The sequence below is a fragment of the Halorarius halobius genome, assembly GCF_024298865.1.
Taxonomy (GTDB): Archaea; Halobacteriota; Halobacteria; order Halobacteriales; family Haloarculaceae; genus Halorarius; species Halorarius halobius.
The window spans coordinates 2899970-2921676 of sequence record NZ_CP101161.1 but is presented as its reverse complement, the minus strand read 5'-3'; the positions used below and the strand labels follow the sequence as shown (position 1 = coordinate 2921676).

The window sequence follows — 21707 nt, the reverse complement described above, 5'->3', positions numbered from 1 at the left end:
GTCACCCGAGTACCGGCGTCGCGTTGGTCTCGAGCGAGAGGTCCGGGACGTCGACCGAGAACGCGCGCCAGGGTGAGCCCGCGAGCGCCTGGTTGCCGTCGTCGCGAGCGTCCGCGTCCGCGCCTTGCGTCGACTCCTGGCTCTCGTCGGGTTGGACGTCCTCGACGGCGTTGACCGCGTCGACGCGACCAGCGCCGACCTCCGTGACGCCAGCCTCAGGCATCGGGTCCGCTCGGTCCTCGAGGTACGTCTGGAGCTCAACCGGGTTGCCGACGAGGTCCTGGTTCGCCTCCAGCGTCAGCGCGACGACTCCCGAAACGACCGGTGTCGCCATGCTCGTCCCCGAGAGCGTCCGGTTGCCGTCCGCGACCGTTGCGCTCACCTTGAAACCAGGAGCCGCGACCGTCGGGTTGACGTCCGTCGACGGGTCCGGACCAACCGCGGAGAAGTACGCCGACTCGCTCTCGTTGATGGAGCGCGAGTCCGACGCCGCCACCGAGATAACGTTCGGGTCGTCGCCCGGACTCTGGACGTACCGGGTCGTCATGCGGTTGTTACCCGCCGCGACGACGATCGCGGAGACGTCCTCGTCCTGGAGGCACTCCCGAATCTCGTTCTGGATTGCGGTCGACTCGAGCGGACTCCCGAGCGACATGGAGACGACGTCCGCGTCCGCCTCTCCACAAGCGTACTCGAGTCCGCTCGCTATGTCCGCGGTCGTCCCGCTCCCGTCGTCCGCGAGGACCTTGACCGGGACGAGCTCAGCGCCAGGAGCGATACCCGTCCCGTTGGGACCCGAGCCGTTGCCGGCGATCGCCGTCGCGACCCAACTCCCGTGATTGCTCGAGGAGCCGTCCGCGAGGAGGTCGTAACTCCGGTTCTGGTAGCTCTTGCTGGTGTTGAGCGTCTCGTTGGTCAGGACGTTTTTCCCCGCGACGACTCGGTCCTCATGGAGGTCCTCGTCGTAATCCAGTCCGGTGTCGAGGACCGCGACGCGAATCCCCGAGCCGTTGCCGGCGACCTCGTCCGCGCGGATGCTCGAGCGGACGTCCGCGAGCGAGGAGCGGTTGACCTCCGAGCCCCACGCCGCGCCGTCCGCCTCAAACGAGCCTTTCCAACCGCCGTACGTCGCGAGCCACCCGCCGCTCGGACGACTCCAGTCCTCCTTGTCCATGAGCTCGGACGTCGGGATAGGGTCGACCGAGACCCGACGGTTGACGCCGATACGCTCGACGTACCCCTCCTCCGCGAGCGGAGTCGACCAGAGCGACGCTCCCGCGACCGACGAGAACGGCGCGCTAATCAGGTACGTCCGCGAGTCCGCGTCATGCGAGCGAATCGTCCGCTTACTCGAGGCTTCAACCCACGCCTCGACGTCGCCGCTCGACCCGTTCTCGTACTGGACGAACCAGCCAGCGTACCCGTTGGAGCCGTACCGGACGACGTCGTCCGATGGACTCCAGCCTCCCCACCAGGAGAGGTTACTCGTCACCTCGTCCGCGAGGACGTCCTCGCTCGAGCTCGACGGGGCTCCCGCGACCACGCCCGCGCCGACCGCGGACGTAACGAGGAGCGTCGCGAGGACGATCGCGAGGACTCGCCTCATGCGACCACCTCCTGAGCGTTGACGAGACCAGCCAGCGGTCCGACGTCGACGCTCCCGACGACCTCAGCCATGACCGACGGCGACTCGAGGACCACGACTCCGAGCGACGGGAGCGGGAGGTCCTGATAGACCGACTGAGCGAAGAACCACGCTCGGTCGACAAAGCTCGGGTTGTTGTTGACGGAGACGTCGACCGTCCCGTCCTCCGTGTACGTGTTGATGAGCGTCGAGCTCGAGAAGTGCTCGACCTCACCCCACTTATTCGCCTCCGTGTCAATCGGGTTGCCGTTGACCCGGACGAGCGCCGAGTCCTGGAGCCGGTTGAGGTGCAACTTGACCTGGATGCTCCTCGAGACCCGCGAGTCGTCCGTCTCGTCAACCACCGAGACCGAGACGTCCTGTTGGAGCCCGGAGAGGTCCCTCGCATGGACATGGAGCTCGCTCGGTGGGTCCTGGCCGTTGACGCGTGCCGTGATTCGCGCCTCCGACCCGCCCGCGTCCGTCGAGACCTCCGCGGACTCGACGCCGTCGCCAGCGATCGCCGTCCGACCGAGTACGCCGTTGTGTACCCGGACGCTCGCGGGATAGTCGACCGACGAGTTGCCAGCCTTGACCCGGAAGGTCTCTATGTAGTTGCTCGAGCCGTCCGAGACGTTGAGCTTGACCAGGTGCGAACCAGCGCCGTTGGTCGTAAACTCGACTTTGCTCCCGTCGAGCGTCGTCGGGAGACTCGAGCCGTCCGGTCCGTACACCGTCGCGCCGTTGAGCGACTGGTACGAGGACGTCTCCGTCGGAGTCACCCCGACCGTGACCGTCTCGTCCGGACCCGGTCGCATGGTGTTGACGTTGATGCTCGAGAGCTCCGGGATCGTCCCGTCAAACGACGGGTTGGGGACGTTGACGCCGCCACGGACGACTCCGGGACTCTCGTCCTCGTCGCCGCCAGGGACCACGCCGTCGCCGCCGTCCTCCGTCGGAGCGAACCACAGGTAATTACAGCCCGCCGTCTGGTTGGAGAGGACCTCCTGGATAACCAGCGAGTCACCCGTCAAGCCCTCCTCGACGGAGACGTTGCTCGCGTTGACCCACCGCGTCGAGCCCGTCGGCTCCTGACAGACGACCGACGGCGCGCTCTCCGACGTGTTGAGGTCCTCGCTCGTCGGTATCTCAATCGTCACCGTCGTCCCGCCGACGTTGACGTTGGGAGTCGTGTCGACCTCCGGAATAGTCGGAGACGTCGTCCCTGGCGTCGAGTCGCCGTCTGTCGTGTCCTGGAGGTTAAACAACACCTCCTGCATGGCTCCGATTTGCCGTTGGACCTCCTCGCGAGTGAGGTCCTCGTCACTCAGCGGAGGCAACCCGCGCTCCTCCGCGAGCTCGTTGTACCGCTCGCGGAGTTGCTCGTTGCCGTCGATCGTCCCCGCGAGCCGGTCGCGAGTGTCGAGGAGCTCGTTGAGCGTCGTCTCACCGGACCCGAGCGGGTCCGTAAAGAGCGACTGGATTTTTCCAAACGCCTCCGTGTTGAGGAGGTCCTCGAGCCATGCGAGTTGGTCAAAGTAGTCCGCGAGGTCCGAGAGCGTCGGTCGCTTAATCTCAACGACCGTTATCTGGACGTCCTGGTCTGGTGGATGGACGATTTTCGGAGACGTGCTCATGTAGATAGAGCCGTTGTAATTCTGGCTCTTGATTTGTGAGCGGAGGTCCGAGAGCGACGGGTCGTTGATACCCGACAGGAGCCCTCTCCCGTCGAATACCGTAATGGAGACCGTCGAGTACCCGTCTGGGACCGAGTACGAGAACTTGCCGTTAGCGTCCGTCTGGACCGTCACTCGTTGCATGGCTCCCGCGTCGACCTTGTCCTGGACCTCCTGAGCGATCGCCGCCGTAGTGTTCTCCGCGTCCTGGAGGTCCGTATCCGGGATGGACCGCGGTATCTTCTCGGGTTGACCGACCCGATAGTACACCGGGTTGCCGCCGCTCTTGGGGTACACCTTATAGTACCCTTCCGGGAGCGCGATACCAGCCGCCTCATGGGTTTTTACCGTGAATAGGTTGCCCGTCCCGGTCTTGACAATCGGACCCGTCTCATGCTCGCTCTTGCTGATAGTCGAGTTACCAGGTCCGATACGCTCAACGACGATCGTCCCCGAGCTCGAGACACCCGGCTCGACCTGCTGGTCAACTCCGTCCTCGAGCGTCGGGTCCCGCGTCCGGTCCCATATGCTGAACGCGTACTTCTTGTCCGGCTCGAGTTGACGGACCGGCGTGTCGAGCCCCTCCCCGACCGTCCCGTATCCTGTTGAGGCGTCACCGAACGGCTCACCGTCCTCGTACCAGTCCCCGTACGTGTGTACGAGGACCTGTTTCCCCGCGTTGTCTCCGGTGTACCGCTCCGCGTTGAGGACGTCGAGGTCCTCCTCATAGAGGTCGCGAGGGACCGACCTCGAGAGCGTCTCTATGGTGTCCTCCTGAGCCTCCTGGACCGTCTGGCCGGTGTCGGTCGTCGTATTCGCGTCCGCCATGAGCCAGAGCTCGACCGTACAATCCGCACAAGCCCCGCCCTCTTTCTTCGTAACCGTCCCCTGGAGATTGCCGCCGACGGTGAAATTCTGCGTGACTGGACCGCCGTCGACCGTCACCGTCTCCGTCGTCGTTGTGTACCCCGAGCCAGCGTCCGCCGTCAGGTCGTACGTCCCATTTTGGAGCGTAAACGAATAACCGCCCGACGCGTTCGTCGTCGTACTGTTTCCATTTCCATCAGAGACCGTTGCCCCCTCTATCGGTCCCTCCGGTCCTGAGACTGTTCCTGAAACCGTGTATCCCGAAGAATACGTCCCACCATATCGTATCTCGTCGAGGATGTAGTACTCTCCCTGATTTTCCCCTTCATACGTGTCGATTGCGGTTACGTCGCGTCCGAAACTCTTAGAAAACGAACCTCTCAGCGAGCCATCTTTGTTATAAACCTCAACAGTAAATGTATCTGCTGCGAAGTCTGGGCGAACGTCGACCCTTGCCCATTCATTATCGGGAAGAAATACTCCCTCTCGAGTATCAACAAATGTGTTTGCCTCATATGCTTGTCCGAGCTCGTTATTCTCGTGGATTACGAGACTCGCCCCTCTCCCGTTCACCCCCGCCCAGTCAGGGTAAGCTTCTCCAGATTGATTGGAGGGCCTCTTTATCCAAAACGAATATACGTCGGAGGTAGTCGAGCCAAAATTGACGCCGCTCGGACCGCCAGTATAATTCCCACCATACGGCCCATTTATTGACTCGCTCGTAATTGTAGCCGCACTAAGACTTGACGTGCCATCATCGAAATCCTCGACAACTGTACCAGCCGCACTCGCATTTTGAACCGCCGAATAATTCTGAGTGAGTGAGATACCGCCGAGCCCTGACGTAACTACCAGAATCGCCGCGATCGCCGCCGCGACCTTGTGACCCTGGCCTTTTGTTGCTCGCTCGGATACCTGGTTGGCGATTGTCCTCGAGCTCTCGAGGAGCTCGCGTCGACCGTAACTCGCGACCAGGAGACCAGCGAGGATGAGCGCGTACCCGACGAGCGCGTTGACGGGAGGACCAGGAGGAATACCAACGTGAGAAGCCGAGACGACGTCATGGAGAAGATTCGCGACCGAGAGAAAAGCGACCCACCCGGCTCCAACCTCAGAGAAGTACGACCAGGACCAGCGCCGGTTGCCGTCGTACTCCCATGTCGACGCGACCTCGAGCGCCACGATCGCGACGAGGACCGCGCCGACCTTCGCGACCGCGTACGCCGTCCACCCGAACGGCTCGACCAGGTAGCCGACGAGCGGGTTGAGCTCGGTCGCCGTGTACGCGCCGACGTACCAGCGCGTCAAGAACGCGACGAGCGCCGCGGAGGAGAGTGAGACGAGCTCGAGGCGACGTCGCCTCTTGCTCATGCGCGACCTCCGTCGATGTGTCGCCAGTCCGTCCAGCGTCGCTCGTATAACTCCGCGCCCTCATTTTCATTGTCCCACGGAAATCTAGGCATACCGAGAATTTGGAACAGATTTTCAAATACTGGCCTAAATACAGCATTATCCTCTGGGACGGTTGCTTATCCCAGTATGATAGCCAATTGGTCTCGTTGTTGTTTCCAGTTAAACACTTATTATCCGACAGTCCCGTGAATTAGAACATGTTACGTCATGCAGACTTCATCGGTAGGTCGGTAATCCAAAATGGACGCGATGGAACCGCCGTCCGCATACCATCGAAGGTCCGCGATGAGGTCGGACTCGAGGCAGGGAAAGAGGGTGACCTCGTCGACATGAGATACGATCGGCAAGAGAAGACATTGACCATCCACTTCCCCGAGAAGTGAGTAGGACTATCGAGATTGGAGAGGAGTACGACCTGTTGAAGAACGGTGAGAAAATCGGACGGTTTCGCTATGTTGAAAATCACCTTGAGTCGATAGAAGTAAACCCAGACAATCGAGGCGAGGGGTATGGGACCGAGGCCCTGAAAGTCTGGATTGAGTCCTGCAAAGAAGAGGGGTACTCGGAAGTTACTACGACACCTGCAACCTCCCAGGAGATGAAGTACATCTTGAAAAAACTCGGGTTTGAACGGATAAAGAATCCGAGTGAGTACAATTTCCGCAGGGAGATCGACAACCCAAACTGGTATCGTAGTTGTTGGGTCAAACCTCTCTGACGGATTCGCGGGGATTCATGTTTGTATAGAAACGTGCAAGCCGTCGACGGGCTCTGCACCAATTCTCCCGAATTTCGTCGTTTCAGGAGTCCCGATGTTTCCAGCGAAGGGTTCAATCTGCACACTTCTCTTGGTGAACGTGAATACCGATGCGGACCGAACGCAACAAAGACGGTAGCTGGAACGTGTGGATGAACAGAACGGAATACCATGAGATACCCCGCCAAGCGACGGGTCCGATTGAGGAGATCGCTCTCCGACTGATGGGTGACTGTGGGCTCAGAGTCGCTGAGGTACTTGACGTTACCCCGAGTGACATTTCTCGACGTACCGACGGTCGTCACTATAAACTCGCCGTGACCGGTGGGAAGGACACTACCGGTGAGCATGACGGGGGGAAGTACCGCGAGACCTGGCTCCCCGTCGACCTCGAGGCGCGCATCAACCAGGTCGTCCAACAGCCGATAAATGAGATTGGTCCAGACGATGCGATCGTGTCCTACGCGAAACGGACTGTCCAGGGTTGGGTCGAACGGGCGAGCTCGGCAGCAGCGAGAGAAACAGGAGACGAAGATTATGAGAAAGTATCAAGCCACGACCTCCGGCGCTGTTGGGCCAATTATCTTCTCGTCGAAGAGAACGTCTCACCCCGCATTGTCATGGCTCTCGGAGGTTGGAGTTCATACGACGCGATCGAGCCCTATCTCGCGGCTCCAACTGAGGAGAATATCATTCGTCAGATGAGAGCTGTATCGCTGTAGCTCTATTCGTCGTCTTCTAAGTCGTCCGCAGGTAGACCACCAGTAATGTACTCTCGTCCTTTCTCAGAGAGTTGATACACCGCCCGAGCCTCGTCATAGTACTCGACGAGTTCCTTCTCCTGAAGGACTGCCATGTGTTCTCGTACCGTCGGTCGAGCGTAGTCGGTATTGTCTGCAATCAGCGCAGGAGTCAGAACCAGCTCCACGTTTCCTTCATTCAGCAACCGCTCCAGAATCGCTCTATCAACTGGAGTCATCCACGAGGCCAGTTGGACTCTCACTTCCATCGAGGCGGTTCGCCTGCTCTATCAGTATTTTCATCAAGATTTTCCCGGCATTCATGCTGTATGTCTCGCATACAGATTCGTGGGTAACAACTAAGAGGTTGGCATACAACGCTGTAGGTCAGAGCCAATATCTCGTGGGCCTCCCGGTGCTCTGCACTTCCGGGTTGGTCTTGCTGAAAAGGGGATCGAGCCGGGTGGGGGGTCACCCGGCCCACGATGTGAGGCTCGGTAGGTGTTAGCCTCTGTGATAAGCCAAAACTCGGCGGGCATTAAAAGGCTCGCTGGACACACAACGAAATCGGACAGAAACGGAAGATACGGTATTGAGGCAGGAGCTCCGCTCTCAACCTTTAACCCTTGGCATTTCGAGGGTTTCGGAAAAATTGGAAAGCACCCCATCGGTGCTAAGCCCGGTCAAAAATTCTCACCTCGTATGGTGTCACAACCGAAAACGCGAGGGGAGATTCGTCTACTCGAGGACCCAACCGAGGGAAGGGGGTTGGTGCAATGAGTCGCCGACGTTCTGAGAGCCCTACTGAACTACCTCCCGATGAGGCCGCCGAAATGTGGCTCGACGACGGACGTACTGGAGAGGGGTGGACAGATGAAACGGTCCGCGACTACAAGAGCAACATTTCTCGGTTCCTCCTTTGGTGCGCCAACGAGCAAGTCGAGGAGGTCGGAGAGCTCACTCCATGGGACATTGAACTATTCCGCCAGGATAGACAGAACGACACCGTTCGCTCTGGCGAGAAGATCGCTCCGTCAACGCTGAGGGGCTCCATGATGACCCTCAAGCAGTTCGTTGATTACCTCGTCCGTATCGGGGGCGTCGACGACGAGGTCGGGGAGGCAGCGGCTGAGGCCGTGCCTACGCTTTCCAAGGAGGACGCGACGAGCGACGACATGCTCAACGCCGAGGACGCTCTCGCCTTACTGGACTACTATCGGAATAGTGCTCGCGACCGTGCCACCGATCGCCATGTCGTTCTCGAGATTCTCTGGCATACAGGTTGTCGTCGAGGCGGGATTCGCGCACTTGACCTCGAGGACTACCACCCGGAGGAGCGGACTCTTACATTCGTCAACCGACCCGAGTCCGGGACTCGCCTCAAGAGAGGCGACGACGGCGAGCGTACTGTCCTGCTCTCTCCAACTGTTTGTGAGGTCATTGACGAGTATATTGCCCGAGAGAGGTATCAGAAGCGGGATGAATACGGACGAGAGCCGTTGCTTTCATTTCGGCAAGATCGCCCGTCCGTCGCGACGATTCAGTCGAAATCCTACCTTGCCACCCAACCATGCGTTTATCGCGAATGTCCCCACGGAGAGCGCCCGAGAGAGTGTTTGTTTCGGGAGCGGACCCACTCGAGCAAGTGCCCCTCCTCCCGCTCGCCCCATGCTGTTCGGACCGGGTCGATAACCTGGCACCGAGACCGTGGGGTTCCGATTGAGGAGACCGCTACCCGCGTCAACGCGACCGCGGACACGATCGAGAAGTACTACGACAAGGCCGATGCCGACCAGGAGCTCGAGCGGCGTCGACAGTACACCGAGAACTTAGACATTACAGAAAACTGAAACCATGAGTGATATCACCAGCGACACGACCCGAGACCCGAAGAATCGTCAGGGGCGGCTAGCCCTCCGGCCCCATTCCGTCTTTCAACCTTTAGTAAGACCCCCAGTCGAGAAACCGCCGCTCGACGGGGGTCCGTCGGCCGGTGTCGCACCGGTGGAGCGCCGGTTCCCCGCGGGCACCGCGGCAGGAGTCCGTTGGATTCCGTCGTGTTGCCCAGGCGGCCGCCGCGTGGACAGACATTAGAGGGCTCGACGCGTGTCGGGGACCACGGAGGAACCAACCGTGAAAGACCGCGTCTCGCGGGACCCGGACCCGTAGCCTGCGGACGGACCGCCGTGGAACCCGTCCGTGAGCCGACTGCTGGACAACCGGCCGACGGACCGCTACGTCCCGACACTGGTCACCTGCGCGAACTGCGGATGTAGCGGCGACGAGTTCTCGTGGTTTCAGCGCATCGGGGCCGGCGACGTGGCCAACAGCGAGCCAGCTACCGACCTCCATTTCTGTGACATCGTCTGTCTGTCGCAGTACGTCGGGGACACCTATCCGACGTATGAGCCGACGCCGGGACCGGTGGGCGTCCGGTACGACGCCGCGGAGTGAGTCGCCTCCCGGAACCGGAGTCGTTATGTGGGTCGCTCCGTTTCGGACAGAGCGGTATGGACGACCTCCGAACGGGACTGAGCTACGGTGACGTGTTGCTGGTCCCGCAGCGCTCGCCCGTCGAGAGCCGAAGCGACGTGGACCTCTCGACGCAGTTGACGCCCGGCATCGAACTGGAGACCCCCCTGCTGTCCGCGCCGATGGATACGGTGACCGAAGCCGAGACGGCCATCGCGCTCTCGACGGCGGGCGGATTCGGGACCGTCCACCGCTTTCTCACCGTCGACGAGCAGGCTGACGCCGTCGGCCGCGCGAAAGCCGCTGACGAACAGGTCGGCGCGGCCATCGGCATCAACGAGGACTACGTGGACCGCGCCGAGGCCTGCGTCGACGCGGGCGTCGACGCGCTCGTGGTCGACGTGGCACACGGCCACCTCGAGGCGACCCTGGATGCGGTCGAACGACTCCGCGACGAGTTCGACACCGACCTCGTCGTCGGCAACGTCGCCACAGCCGACGGCGTCCGCGATTTGTACGCCGCGGGCGCGGACTGCGTGAAGGTGGGCATCGGCCCGGGGAGCCACTGCACCACCCGCAAGGTCGCCGGCGCGGGCGTCCCGCAGTTGACGGCCGTCGACGACTGCGCCGATGTGGCCCACCAGCTCGACATCACCTGCATCGCGGACGGCGGCATCCGCACCTCCGGGGACGCGGTGAAGGCGCTGATGGCCGGCGCCGACACCGTGATGCTGGGGTCGCTGTTCGCCGGCACCGACGAGGCACCGGGGGCCGTGGTCGAACACGAGGGCACGACGTACAAGCGGGCCCGCGGGATGGCCTCCACGGCCGCGGGCGAGGCCCGCTCCGACAAGGAGAACAACGTCGACGCCGACGAGGGCGTCGCCTCCCTGACGCCGTACAAGGGGTCGCTCGAATCGGTCGTCGAGGAGTTCTGTGCCGGCATCCGCTCGGGTCTCTCCTACTGTGGGGGCCACACCATCGAGCGTGCGCGGGCGAACGCCGAGTTCATCCGCGTCGCCGCCAGCGCCAAGGAGCGCGAGGGCGCCCACGGCGACCACGACTGGGAGGGCGTCGGCGTCGACACCGTCGCGGACGCCGACGACTGAGTTCCGCTCAGAGCTCGTAGCGGTCGTCGGCCTCGTACCCCACCTCGTACTCCTTGCGCATCGTCTCCTCGGCGCCGGACAGCGCCCACAGCATCAGCAGGTCGTCGGTGCCGGCGTTGCGGTACGAGTGCTTCTCGCCGGGCGGGAAGTAGGCGCTCTCGTGGCGCTCCACGATGACCTCCTCGTCGGTGTCGGTCCAGAACGCCGCCTTGCCTTCGAGGACGTAGTACGTCTCCTCGGCCTCGTGTTCGTGGAACCCCGGCATCCCGTTGCCCGGCGGCTGGCGGGCGAGTCCGAGCATCTGGTTGCTGGCGCCCGTCTCGCCGTCGACGTGCACCCAGATGTTCCGCATGTGGCCCGGAACGTCCGCCTCCGGCAGGTTCCAGTTCGGCTCCAGTTCCTCCAGTCTGCTCACTTCCATGTCAATAGTTAGCACGACTCGACTCATAAATATGGCAACAACCGGAAGTGACGAGCGTCCCCCGCGACATGGGGGTGGGGAGCCGACCGACCGAGGAACAACCGTTAACTCCCGGCCGGCGACACACCGGAGCATGACCGAGGACCGACGCCGCTCCTTCTGGGCGTGGGGCTGGGCCGACAGGCTCCCCGACGACGACGAGCGCCGCGAACTGAAGGCGCGCATCGAGGGGATGCTCGGCTTCCCGGAGCGGCCCCTGCTCGACTATCCGACGCTCGAGGACGTGTCGATGCCCACCCCCGCTATCGACCCGCCGTTCGCGTTCTGCACGACCGACAGCCGTGAGCGCGCGCTCCACACCTACGGCAAGGGGTATCGTGACCTCGTGCGCGGGTTCCACGGCGACTACACGAACGCCCCCGATGCGGTCGCAAACGTCGAAACCGAGGACGACATCGAGGACCTGCTCGCGTGGGCCGCCGACAACGGCGTCGCCGTCGTGCCGTTCGGTGGCGGCACCAGCGTCGTCGGCGGCGTCGAGTGCGACGGCGACGGCTACGCGGGCGTCGTCTCGCTCGACCTCCGGGAGATGGACGCGGTGCTGGAGGTGGACGACACCTCGCGGGCCGCCCGTATCCAGGCGGGCGCGACCGGCCCCGAGATACAGGAGGGGCTCGCCGACCACGGCCTCCAGTTGCGCCACTACCCGCAGAGCTACGAGTTCTCGACGTTCGGGGGGTGGGTCGCCACACGCGCCGGGGGTCACTTCGCGACGCGTTACACCCACATCGACGACTTCGTCGAGTCGGTGCGCGCAGTGACGCCCTCGGGGACGCTGGAGACGCGACGGCTCCCGGCCTCCGGCGCTGGCCCCGACCCTAACCGCTTCCTGCTGGGGAGCGAGGGCGCGTTCGGCGTCATCACCGAAGGCTGGGCGCGCGTCCAGCCCCGACCACCCTACCGGTCGCGGGCGACCGTGCGGTTCGACGACTACTGGGACGCCGTCGCCGCTACCCGGGAGATCGCGCAGGCTCGGCTCCAGCCGGCGAACTGCCGGCTGCTGAACGCCGAGGAGGCGATGCTGAACGAACTCGCGTTCGACGGTTCGCATCTCCTGCTTCTGGGGTTCGAGTCGACCGACGCGACCGGCGTCCCCCGCGAGTCGCTGTCGCGGGCGCTGGCCATCGCGGAGAGCCACGGCGGAACGTGGGACGACGCAACCCACGAGGACCGGACCGCCGACGAGGGGAGCGACCGCGAGGGCGAGGAGGGGGAGTGGCGCTCGTCGTTCATGGAGGCGCCGTACATGTTCAACGCGCTCGTCTCGATGGGCGTCCTCGTCGACACGTTCGAGACGGCCGTCACGTGGGAGTCGTTTCCGGACCTCCACCGCGCACTCGAGGCGAACGTCGGTGCGGCGATGAACGAGCAGTGCGGCGCGGGGTTCCTCTCCTGTCGGTTCACCCACGTGTACGAGGACGGACCCGCGCCGTACTACACCCTGCTCGCGCCCGCCGACGTGGGCAACGAACTCGAACAGTGGCGCGCTATCAAGCGTGCGGCCTCCGACACGCTCGACGAGCACGGGGCGACCATCACCCACCACCACGCCGTCGGCCGAGTCCATCGGGAGCACTACCACCGCGAGGCGCCCGACGGGTACCTGGACGCGCTCCGGTCGATGAAACGGACGCTCGACCCCGAGGACATCATGAACCCGGGCGCGCTCCTGTGACCACTTCCGCCGCGCTCCGGCAAGGTTGAACCGGGTGGCGCTCCGAGCCGCCACCATGGAGGGACCGCTCTCGCCCGGACGCCCGGAACCGGACAGGGAGCGCGTCGTCGTCCACGTCGACATGGACTGCTTCTACGCCGCCTGCGAGCGCCTGCGGGAACCCGCACTCCGGGGGGAACCGGTCGTCGTCGGCATGGGGTACGAACCCGGCGACTCCATCGGCGCGGTCGCCACCGCCTCCTACGAGGCCCGCGAGTACGGCGTCGACAGCGCGATGCCCATCACGCAGGCGCTCGACCGCCTCCCCCGGAAGGTCGACGCCGCCCGCGACGACGACCTGTCGGTCGACGAGGCGGGGTTCTACCGGCCGGTCGACATGAGCTACTACGAGTCGGTCAGCGACGACGCGAGCGAGGTGCTCCACGCGGCCGTCGAGGGGCGGGGACCGGACGGCGAGGACGGCGTGGTCCGGGAGGTGTCCATCGACGAGGCGTATCTCGACGTGTCGGGCGTCGGGTGGGACGACCCGGCGGCGTTCGCCCGCCGGGTGAAACAGCGTATCGCGTCGGCCGCCGGCGTGACTGCCAGCGTCGGCGTCGCACCCAACATGAGCACGGCGAAGGTCGCCTCCGACCACGACAAGCCGGACGGCCTCGTCGTCGTCCGGCCCGACGAGGTTCGGGAGTTCCTCGCGCCGCTGTCCGTCGAGGAGTTGCACGGCGTCGGCCCCGTCACCGCGGAGACGCTCGGAGAGATGGACGTCGAGACGGCCGGCGAGTTGGCGGCCGCCGACCCCGACGCCCTGGCCGAGGCGTTCGGGTCGCGGGGCCGCGAGGTTCACGACCACGCGCGGGGCCGCGACGACAGGGAGGTGACCCCAGTCGGCAAGCCGAAGTCGCTCTCCTCGGAGTCGTCGCTGGAGCCGACCGCCGACACCGCTCGCAAGCGACAACTGGTCCGGTCGCTGGCGGAGGAGGTGGCCGCCCGCGCCCGCTCGAAGGACGCGCTCTACAAGACCATCGGCATCAAGGTGGTGACGCCGCCGTTCGACGTCAACACGCGGGCGGAGTCGCTTTCCGGTCCGGTCGACGACCCCGAGTTGGTCGAGTCGGTCGCGCTGGACCTGCTGGGGGAGTTCTCCGGCGACCGGGTGCGGAAACTCGGCGTGCGCGTGTCGAATCTCGACTTCTCGGATGCGGACCAGGCCTCGCTCGACGGTTGGGAGCGGTCGGGTGACGGCGGCGAGGACCGGCAACGCCGGGGACAGACCTCGCTTGGGGATTTCTCGCACGGATAAGACACTTGTAGGCCGGTCGTCTCCGGGAGGATATGTCCCCCTTCGACCGTTCGAGCCTCTACTTCGCGATGGTGTTCGTCGGTGCCTGCGTCATGTTCGCGGGCGCCGGGGGGTTCCTCGCGCTCCACGACCAGGACTGGAAGTACAGCTACGACTGCGCGGAAGACGCTTTCCCGCAAAACGAGGGGAACGTGGTCTACTACGACACGCTCTCGCCCGAGGAGCGGCAGTCCGTCGACAGCGCACTCGACGGGGAGACGCTCTACTTCGAGACGGAGGAGCCGGTGCCGCCGACGGTGGTCAAGAAGAACGGGACGTTCCACGTGTTCGACCGCTTCACCGTCTTCGACTACTACAGCGAGGGGACGTACGGCCCAATCGCGGTGGCGCTGGTCGGCATGACGCTCATCGTCGACGGGGCGCGACGCGACGTGCGCCGCTGACGCGACCACAGCGCCTTTCTCGCGGGAGCGTCCACGTCGAGCATGAACAAACTCCCGTCCGCCGGCGACGGCCGGTGGCGGCTCCCGCAACACGCCCACCTCATCGTCTACGAGACCGAGGACGGCGGGGAGTTCCTCACCATCTACGACTGCGGCGCGGCCCAGAAGCCGCCGAGCGCGCAGGTCATCGGCAACCTCGTGCGCGTCGACGCCGACCACGAACTCGAACGCCAGCCGACGGGGTACATCGTCAAGATGCGCGAGCGGGCCGTCCTCGTCGAGCAGGACGACGACCACTTCGTCGTCCGCGCGGACTGACCGTGTGACGCCCGTCTGACGCGGATTTATCGGGTCCGGGGCGGTGGTGTCGGGCAAATGGGAGAGGAGACTATCACCGTCGGGGAAGTGAGCGACGGCGCGGACGCAGGCCGGGAGGTGGAGTTGCCCATCGTCGACCTGCTGACCGGCCGCGGGTTCATCACCGGCAAATCCGGGTCGGGGAAATCGAACACCGCGAGCGTGGTCGCGGAGAAACTGCTCGACGAGGGGTACGGACTGATGGCCGTCGACATCGACGGCGAGTACTACGGCCTCAAGGAGGAGTACGAGATACTCCACGTCGGCGGCGACGAGGAGTGCGACCTGCAGGTCTCGGTCGAACACGCCGAGAAACTGGCGAGCCTCGCGCTCGAACAGGGCGTGCCCATCATCCTCGACGTCTCGTCGTTCATCGACGAGCGGGACGCCCGCGAACTGCTGAAGGAGGTGGCGAAACAGCTGTTCGCCAAGGAGAAGAAGCTGAAACAGCCGTTCCTGATGCTCGTCGAGGAGTGCCACGAGTTCATCCCCGAGAGCGCCGGGATGGACGAGTGCGGCCGGATGCTCGTCAAAGTGGGCAAGCGCGGCCGCAAACACGGGCTCGGCATCGTCGGTATCAGCCAGCGGCCCGCGGACGTGAAGAAGGACTTCATCACGCAGTGCGACTGGCTCGTCTGGCACCGGCTCACGTGGTCGAACGACACGAAGGTCGCGGGACGCATCCTCGGCTCGGAGTACGAGTCCGACATCGAGGACCTGGGCGACGGCGAGTGTTTCCTGATGAGCGACTGGGACGAGTCGCTCCGGCAGGTCCAGATGGAGCGGAAACAGACGTTCGACGCGGGTGCGACCCCCGGGCTGGACGACTTCGAGCGGCCCGAACTCAAATCCGTCTCCTCGGATTTGATGAGCGAACTCGAACAGATAACCGAGCGGGAACAGCAACGCGAGTCGCGCGTCCAGCAACTCGAACTCGAACTGAAGGACAAGGAGGAGCGCATCGAGGAACTCGAGGCCGAACTGGAGGAGGCGCGCGACCTCTCGCAGATGGCCGAGCAGTTCTCGCGGGCGATGATGGCCCACGCGACGGGTAGGGCGTTCCGCGAGGACGTCACCGGCTACCAGGCGGAACTCGACGAAGTGGCCGACCCCGGAGACGCACCTGACCCGGCCGACGACGCGGACGCGTCGACGACACGGACCGAGACGGCCGACGACCCCCACGCCGCGGGCGCGCCCCGCGCCGAGGACTTCGGCGCCGACCGGATGGCGGAGATGGTCGGCGGGAGCGAGACGGCGGCCGACGGCGCCGGCGTCGGGGACGTCGAACCGGAGTTCGACGACCACTCCGGCGGTGTGGACGACTCCGACTGGGACGGCGCGTTCGACCCGCCGGAAAGCGAGGAACCGGACGTCGCGCCCGGCGAGGGCGTCCCGAACAGCAAGCGGCCGGTGGTCGGCCGCCTGCGCGAGAAGATAGAGCAACTCGACCCCGTCGCCCGAGGGATGCTGGCCCACTACCACGAGTACGGCCCGGCATCACCCGTCGACGCCCACGTCACCGCTGGCGGGGACGCCACCCGGACGGAGGCGTACCGGCGCAACGGGCGCCTGCGCGACACGGGACTCATCGAGCACGCCGGACGCGGCGGCTACACGACGCGCATCCGCGACATCGTCGTCGAGGACCACGACGACCGACTCGACGACGAGGACGTGGCCGCGACCGTCGAGGCCATCGAGGAGTCGCTACCGCCCGCGAAGCCGCCGGAGACGGCCGAGGACTGGCCGGAAGCCTGAGCCGACGTCGGCCCGAGTTTTATCACGGCGGCGGAGCGACCGACCACATGGAACGTATCGACGCGCTGACCGTCCTCGGTATCCTCGTGGTCGCTACCGTGACCGCGGTGGTGTTCGACCCGCTCGACGGCGTGTTGCTCGGGGGCGTGCTGGGGTTCGTGCTGGCCGCGGTGCTCCGCGGTCGGCGGATGGACTGGTACGGAAGCTAAAGACCGCTCACGAGGTCCTCCAGCGCCGCCCGGGGGTCGTCGGCCTTCGCCACGCCCGACGCCAACAGAACGCCCGTCGACCCGAGTTCGCGAGCGGCGAGCACGTCTTCGCCCGTCGAGATGCCGGCGCCACAGTAGACGTCGACGTCGTCGTCCACGCTCGCGGCGGCCGCGACGGCGTCCTCCACCACGTCGGGGTCGGCCTGCGAGACGGGGGTTCCGGTGCCGATGAGTTCGGGCGGTTCGACCGCGACGGCGTCCGGTCCCAGCGCCGTGACGGCGGCTATCTGCTCGGGGTTGTTCGCACAGGCGACGGTTTCGAGGCCGGCACGCTCTGCGACCCGCAAGGAAGCGTCGATGTCCGCAAGTTTCAGCCGACGCTCCGAGTGGTTGAGCAGGGTTCCGGTCGCGCCCGCGTCGGCGGCCGCCTCCGCGAGCGTCGACCCGGTGTGGCTCCCGTGTTCGACGGGGGAGACGTGCTGTGCGAACGTCTCGACGCCCGTGTCCGCGACCGTACCGAGGTGGGCGGCCTGGGGTGCGACGGCCACCCGGACGCCCGAGTCGTCCGCCACATCCGCCGCGGCGGACGCGACGGCGACGGGGTCACACGGGTACGCCTTCAGATTGACGAGGACGAACATACCGGGAGACGCGCGGGGCGGGGCAAATAGCTGTCCGTTCTCGCGGCGCTCGCCGGTTTCGACGCCCGCCAGAGTGGTGGAGGGCTGGCGTCAGCGTGGGACCGGCCCCGCGTGACCAACACCGTCCGCGACCGGTATAGTGTCGCAGGCAGTGTTTCAGGCCCGGAAACACCGCGCCCCGATTTATGTGGGTCGGCGCGGTCGGTCCGTGCGTGCCCGAGGTCCCTCCGGCGGAGCTTTTCGCCCTCCTCGACGACGAGTACGCCCGCGGCATCCTCCGGGCAACCAACTCGACAGCCATGTCCGCACCCCAACTCGCCGAGCGGCTGAACGTATCGCGCCCGACCGTCTACCGACGGGTCGAACGGTTGCAGGAACTGGGTCTCCTCGCGGAGGCGACCGAGGTGGACGACGACGGCCACCACCGGAGCATCTACCGGTCGCGGCTCGACCGACTGGTCGTCACGGCCGACGACGACGGGTTCGCAGTCAGCGTCGACCGGAGCGGTCACCCGGCGGACCGCCTCACCGAGATGTGGGAGGAGCTGTGATGTCGCAGTTGCGACCGACGCCGCTCCCGGCCGCCGCGGCGTTCGCGCTCGGCCTACTCGTCGTCGTCCTCGGGGTAGTCATCACCGCTCGCGCCTACCAGGGCCACCGGCGTAACGAGAGCAGGCCGATGCTGTATCTCGCCGTCGGAATGCTGTTGATAACGGTGGTTCCGAGTCTCGCGGAGATGGTCGTCGTTCCGTTCGTCGCCCGCTACTTCGCGGCGACCGCTCCGGCGATAGAGTACACGCTCGTCGCCTCGCGCGCCTCCGAGGCGGCGGGCATCCTCGTCCTGCTCTACTCGCTTCGCGCGAGAGAGTGACGGACGCCTGCCACAGGCGAAGGGAGTATGAGACGGGCGACCCGAAGGGGTCGCATGGAGGGCACCCGGGTCGCCGTCACCGTCGACGGCGAGCGGCACGAGGGAACCGTCGTCGAGGCGTCGTACACCGTGAAGGGCGGGGAACCCGTGGTCGGGGTGGCGCTGGACGACCCTCCGGAGGGTGGACCGGGGCGTCACGTCGTGCCGCTGTCCGAGACGGAGGCTATCTGACCTCGTCGAGCGCGACGAACGCGCCCGCGTCGGCCGTTATCCACGCCCCCATCATCGTCACGTCGTCCGCGTCCTCCGGGTGGATGGTCAACTGGTCGGGCCCGTCGGTGTACCGCACCAGCGTCGCGGTCAGCGCTTCAGGGGTGGCCTCCGGCACGCGCTCTTCCATGTGGTAGACAGGTAGCTGATTAAGAATAAACCCTGCTATGACGGTTCGGGACGCATACCGAGTGCTCCTGACCGCTTCAGGCGGCTCCCTGCGGCCGGTCAGTCTTTCCGCTTGACCACGTCGCCGAGCGTGTACGACCCGGTCGAGGAGTCGCTCTCGTACTCCTCGTCGTCGCCCGTCGCCGCGCCCTCGGTGAGCGAGATGCCCAGCGCCTTCTCGAGTTTCCGCTGGACCTTGTCGGAGGGGAGCGTGTCGCCCCGCTCCAGTTTCCGAATGAGACTCGCCTTCTCGTTCAGCTCCCGCGCGAGGTCCTCCTGGGAGACGCCTTTCGACTCGCGGGCGTTCCGGATGCGCTCGTCGTAGTCCTGCGCGATTTCGTCCATCTCGTCGAACATGTCGCGCCGGCGCTGTGAGCCACCGGACGACGAGGACGACCCCGACGACGAACTCGACGAGGTGGACGACGACCCCGACGACGAGGAGGTCGAATACTTCGTCGACGTCGTCGACGTCGACTCGTCGCGTACCTCGGTCCCGAAGTCGGCACAGTCGGAACAGACGTCGAGTTCCGCGCCCTCTACCTTCACGGTCTTCGGGTCGGCGACGTCCGTGCCGCACATCTCGCACTGGACCATACCCGGCGTTAGCCAGCGCGGGGTATAAAACGCACGACGGCGGGGAACGGCGCCTACTCCAGCGCGCGCATCGAGTAGTAGAACCGCTGGAGTGCGGTCAGATGCCCCACAATAGCGAAGAACACGAGCAACAGCGCCACGAGCGAGAGCCCCTGAACCGAGATGGTAGTGAACGCGGCCGCCGCGGTGACGAGGCCGATGAGCGCGAGGCGGTCGGCACGGCCGACCAGCCCGCCGTACACCCGGTCGAGGCCGACCGCCTGGGCCTGCGTGCCGAGATACGAGGTCATCAGCACGCCCGTCACGGCCGCCAGCCCCAGCGCGTACCGGCCGACGCCCGCGGCCAGCCCCGCGATGACGACGATGTCGGCGTAGCGGTCGAGCACGTGGTCGAGCAAGTCGCCCGCCTTCGAAGCGGTGTCTGTCCGGCGCGCGACCATCCCGTCGAGCACGTCGAGCACGCCGTTGCAGAACACGAGGACGGCACCGAGCAGGTACAGCAGGCCGCCGGGCACCGCGTAGTAGTAGGTGACGCCCGCGGCGGCGGCGGTGCCGAACGCGACGACCGAGATGGCGTCCGGGGTCAGGCCGACGCGGACGGCCGCCCGCACGAGCGGGTCGAGCGCGCGGTCCGCGACGGAGCGGTACTGGTCGAGCGTCATAGGTAGTCGATGAACTGGACTTCGCCCGCGGAGGGGTCGCGCTCGCCCGCGACGACGGCCTCGATTTCGGCCGCCGTCTCGTCGGGCGTCAGGTCGGTCGTGTCTATCTCGTAGACGCTGTCGAGGCCGTGGCGCTCGACGGCCTCCGACAGCACCACGTCCAGCGCCTCCGCCTCCGCGTTCTCGCGGGCTTTCGCGTCCGTCTCGCCCCGCTCCGTGAGGCGCCGCTCCAGTTCGTCGGGATGACACCGGAGGACCACAACCCGGTCCATCGGGAACTGGTGGGCGAGATGCGACTCCACGAGCACGTCCTCGCGGTCAGCGAGCCAGTCGGTCAGCGCTTCCATGTCCGCGACGACCGACCCCCGCTCGTCGTCGATGCCGGTGTCGAACCCCTGCTCGCGGACGACGTCGTTCAGGTGGACCACCTGGAGGCCGGTGTCGACCCGCTCGACCGCGGTGGTCTTGCCCGTGCCGGGCGTCCCGGTGACGGCGACCCTCATGCTACCTCGTTCAGCACCTCGACGGCGCGTTTCGTCTGCTCCTCGGTGCCGCAGGTGACGCGCACGCACTCGGGGAGACCGAACGACGAGGTGTCGCGGACGATGACGCCCCGCCCTTTGGCGGCCTCGAACGTCCGGGTCGCGTCGCCCACCTCCGCAAGCACGAAGTTCCCCTGGGAGGGCCACGTCGGGCAGTCGAGTTCCGACCGGAGGTGCTCGCGGGCCCACCGCACGCCCTCGACGGCCTGCTCGACGTGGGCCTCGTCGCCCAGCGCCGCGAGACCGGCCCGGCAGGCGAGTTCGCTCGCCGCGAACGGCGTGTTGACGCGGGCGTACGCGTCGGCCCATGGCTCGGGGACGAGCGCGTAGCCGAGGCGGACGCCCGCGAGTCCGTACGCCTTCGAGAACGTCCGCAACACGGCCACGTCGTCGCGCTCGCGGACCAGCCGGACCGCCGACGGCGACGCCGAGAACTCGCCGTACGCCTCGTCGACGACGACGAGCGTCTCCTCGTCGGTGCGGTCGGCGAGCGTCTCCACCTCGTCGAGCGGCATCTCCGAGCCGGTGGGGTTGTGCGGCGACGTGACGTAGACGACCCGCTCGCCGTCGTAGTGGTCGAGTACCGTTTCGGCCGTCTGCTCGAAGTCGTCGGCCTTCCGCAGGGGGTACTCGTTCACGCGGCCGTGGTGATATCGGGCCGACATCGCGTAGTAGGCGAACCCGGGGTCGGAGACGAGCACCTCGTCGCCCGGGTCGAGCGTCGCCCGCGCGAGATAGTCGAGCGCGCCGTCGCCGCCGTTGGCCAGCCACACCTGCGCGGGCGCGACGTCCCACTCGTCGGCCAGCGCCTCCGTCAGGTCCGTGTGGGCGGCCTTCGGGTAGGTGTGGACCGTCCCGGCGGCCTCCCGGAGCGCGACGACCGCCTCCGGCGACGGCCCCCACGCGTTCTCGTTCGAGGAGAGTTTGACCAGGTCCTCGGGGTCGAACCCGAGTTCGCGGGCCACCTCCTCGATACCCCGCCCTGCCTCGTAGGGGACGTGGGCGGAGAGGTCCCGTGGTTGCATACCCGAACCGAGCGCCCGACTCGCCTTAAGCGTGCTCACACGCCGCCCCC

Annotated in this window: 24 protein-coding genes; 14 read left to right on the top strand and 10 right to left on the bottom strand. The window is 65.7% G+C overall.

All coding sequences use genetic code 11. The features are described 5' to 3' along the window. Position 1 precedes the first annotated feature (1 nt). On the bottom strand, positions 2-1606 hold the full coding sequence (locus NL112_RS15620; protein WP_255149776.1) for a S8 family peptidase: 1605 nt from the start codon (positions 1604-1606) through the stop codon (positions 2-4). Further along, complete coding sequence (locus tag NL112_RS15615) at positions 1603-5538, bottom strand: carboxypeptidase-like regulatory domain-containing protein (RefSeq protein ID WP_255149775.1); 3936 nt, start codon at positions 5536-5538, stop codon at positions 1603-1605. The genes NL112_RS15620 and NL112_RS15615 overlap by 4 nt, the downstream gene beginning before the upstream one ends. Positions 5539-5959: 421 nt before the next feature. Here NL112_RS15615 and NL112_RS15610 point away from each other — a divergent pair, with 421 nt between their 5' ends. Together NL112_RS15610 and NL112_RS15605 are read left to right on the top strand one after the other, a co-directional pair. Continuing rightward, positions 5960-6298: a GNAT family N-acetyltransferase gene (locus NL112_RS15610; protein WP_255149774.1), complete on the top strand. Its 339-nt coding sequence runs from the start codon at positions 5960-5962 to the stop codon at positions 6296-6298. A gap of 149 nt (positions 6299-6447) precedes the next feature. Beyond that, the gene (locus NL112_RS15605; protein ID WP_255149773.1) at positions 6448-7059 is read left to right on the top strand and encodes a site-specific integrase; all 612 of its coding nucleotides are present in this window, start codon (positions 6448-6450) and stop codon (positions 7057-7059) included. 2 nt (positions 7060-7061) lie between these two features. Here the strand turns inward: NL112_RS15605 and NL112_RS15600 are convergent, their stop codons facing one another. Further along, on the bottom strand, positions 7062-7316 hold the full coding sequence (locus NL112_RS15600; protein WP_491543651.1) for a winged helix-turn-helix domain-containing protein: 255 nt from the start codon (positions 7314-7316) through the stop codon (positions 7062-7064). 594 nt (positions 7317-7910) lie between these two features. On the opposite strand from NL112_RS15600, the gene NL112_RS15595 reads away from it, so the two are divergent. From NL112_RS15595 to NL112_RS15585, 3 genes are all read left to right on the top strand, one after another. Next, the gene (locus NL112_RS15595; protein ID WP_255149771.1) at positions 7911-8927 is read left to right on the top strand and encodes a tyrosine-type recombinase/integrase; all 1017 of its coding nucleotides are present in this window, start codon (positions 7911-7913) and stop codon (positions 8925-8927) included. A gap of 349 nt (positions 8928-9276) precedes the next feature. Next, entirely contained in the window at positions 9277-9531 is a 255-nt protein-coding gene (locus NL112_RS15590; RefSeq protein WP_255149770.1) for a hypothetical protein, read from the top strand. A gap of 56 nt (positions 9532-9587) precedes the next feature. Further along, positions 9588-10658 (top strand): guanosine monophosphate reductase, encoded by a 1071-nt coding sequence (locus NL112_RS15585; RefSeq protein ID WP_255149769.1) that lies wholly within the window; start codon positions 9588-9590, stop codon positions 10656-10658. A 7-nt stretch (positions 10659-10665) separates the two neighbouring features. Here the strand turns inward: NL112_RS15585 and NL112_RS15580 are convergent, their stop codons facing one another. Further along, positions 10666-11079: a cupin domain-containing protein gene (locus NL112_RS15580; RefSeq protein ID WP_255149768.1), complete on the bottom strand. Its 414-nt coding sequence runs from the start codon at positions 11077-11079 to the stop codon at positions 10666-10668. A gap of 133 nt (positions 11080-11212) precedes the next feature. On the opposite strand from NL112_RS15580, the gene NL112_RS15575 reads away from it, so the two are divergent. Genes NL112_RS15575 through NL112_RS15550 form a run of 6 tightly spaced genes read left to right on the top strand, consistent with a single transcriptional unit; the run spans position 11213 to position 16881 of the window. After that, the gene (locus NL112_RS15575; RefSeq protein ID WP_255149767.1) at positions 11213-12814 is read left to right on the top strand and encodes an FAD-binding oxidoreductase; all 1602 of its coding nucleotides are present in this window, start codon (positions 11213-11215) and stop codon (positions 12812-12814) included. A gap of 55 nt (positions 12815-12869) precedes the next feature. After that, positions 12870-14111 carry a DNA polymerase IV gene (gene dinB, locus NL112_RS15570; protein WP_255149766.1) on the top strand — a complete coding sequence of 414 codons (1242 nt, stop codon included), beginning with the start codon at positions 12870-12872 and terminating at the stop codon, positions 14109-14111. A gap of 32 nt (positions 14112-14143) precedes the next feature. After that, a complete protein-coding gene (locus NL112_RS15565; RefSeq protein WP_255149765.1) occupies positions 14144-14554 on the top strand; it encodes a DUF7979 domain-containing protein in 411 nt (136 codons plus the stop codon). Positions 14555-14596: 42 nt separating this feature from the next. Then, a complete protein-coding gene (locus tag NL112_RS15560; RefSeq protein WP_255149764.1) occupies positions 14597-14872 on the top strand; it encodes a hypothetical protein in 276 nt (91 codons plus the stop codon). A 57-nt stretch (positions 14873-14929) separates the two neighbouring features. After that, positions 14930-16672, top strand: a complete 1743-nt coding sequence (locus tag NL112_RS15555) for an ATP-binding protein (protein WP_255149763.1) — start codon at positions 14930-14932, stop codon at positions 16670-16672. Positions 16673-16719: 47 nt separating this feature from the next. Further along, positions 16720-16881 (top strand): hypothetical protein, encoded by a 162-nt coding sequence (locus NL112_RS15550; RefSeq protein ID WP_255149762.1) that lies wholly within the window; start codon positions 16720-16722, stop codon positions 16879-16881. On the opposite strand, the gene tpiA is transcribed toward NL112_RS15550, so the two are convergent. Then, on the bottom strand, positions 16878-17522 hold the full coding sequence (gene tpiA, locus NL112_RS15545) for a triose-phosphate isomerase (protein WP_255149761.1): 645 nt from the start codon (positions 17520-17522) through the stop codon (positions 16878-16880). The two genes, NL112_RS15550 and tpiA, sit on opposite strands and share 4 nt — an antisense overlap. A 212-nt stretch (positions 17523-17734) precedes the next feature. Here tpiA and NL112_RS15540 point away from each other — a divergent pair, with 212 nt between their 5' ends. The 3 genes from NL112_RS15540 to NL112_RS15530 are packed head-to-tail and all read left to right on the top strand — an operon-like array spanning position 17735 to position 18624. Continuing rightward, the gene (locus NL112_RS15540) at positions 17735-18073 is read left to right on the top strand and encodes an ArsR/SmtB family transcription factor (RefSeq protein WP_255149760.1); all 339 of its coding nucleotides are present in this window, start codon (positions 17735-17737) and stop codon (positions 18071-18073) included. Beyond that, entirely contained in the window at positions 18073-18393 is a 321-nt protein-coding gene (locus NL112_RS15535) for a DUF7521 family protein (RefSeq protein ID WP_255149759.1), read from the top strand. The genes NL112_RS15540 and NL112_RS15535 overlap by 1 nt, the downstream gene beginning before the upstream one ends. Before the next feature lie 54 nt (positions 18394-18447). Further along, positions 18448-18624 (top strand): hypothetical protein, encoded by a 177-nt coding sequence (locus tag NL112_RS15530; protein ID WP_255149758.1) that lies wholly within the window; start codon positions 18448-18450, stop codon positions 18622-18624. On the opposite strand, the gene NL112_RS15525 is transcribed toward NL112_RS15530, so the two are convergent. From NL112_RS15525 to hisC, 5 genes are all read right to left on the bottom strand, one after another. Continuing rightward, a complete protein-coding gene (locus NL112_RS15525; RefSeq protein WP_255149757.1) occupies positions 18617-18793 on the bottom strand; it encodes a DUF7511 domain-containing protein in 177 nt (58 codons plus the stop codon). The two genes, NL112_RS15530 and NL112_RS15525, sit on opposite strands and share 8 nt — an antisense overlap. 98 nt (positions 18794-18891) lie before the next feature. Further along, positions 18892-19428: a multiprotein bridging factor aMBF1 gene (locus tag NL112_RS15520; protein WP_255149756.1), complete on the bottom strand. Its 537-nt coding sequence runs from the start codon at positions 19426-19428 to the stop codon at positions 18892-18894. 53 nt (positions 19429-19481) lie between these two features. Further along, on the bottom strand, positions 19482-20090 hold the full coding sequence (locus NL112_RS15515; RefSeq protein ID WP_255149755.1) for a CDP-alcohol phosphatidyltransferase family protein: 609 nt from the start codon (positions 20088-20090) through the stop codon (positions 19482-19484). Further along, positions 20087-20593 (bottom strand): adenylate kinase family protein, encoded by a 507-nt coding sequence (locus tag NL112_RS15510; protein ID WP_255149754.1) that lies wholly within the window; start codon positions 20591-20593, stop codon positions 20087-20089. The genes NL112_RS15515 and NL112_RS15510 overlap by 4 nt, the downstream gene beginning before the upstream one ends. Further along, on the bottom strand, positions 20590-21657 hold the full coding sequence (gene hisC / locus NL112_RS15505) for a histidinol-phosphate transaminase (RefSeq protein WP_255149753.1): 1068 nt from the start codon (positions 21655-21657) through the stop codon (positions 20590-20592). The genes NL112_RS15510 and hisC overlap by 4 nt, the downstream gene beginning before the upstream one ends. Positions 21658-21707 lie beyond the last annotated feature (50 nt).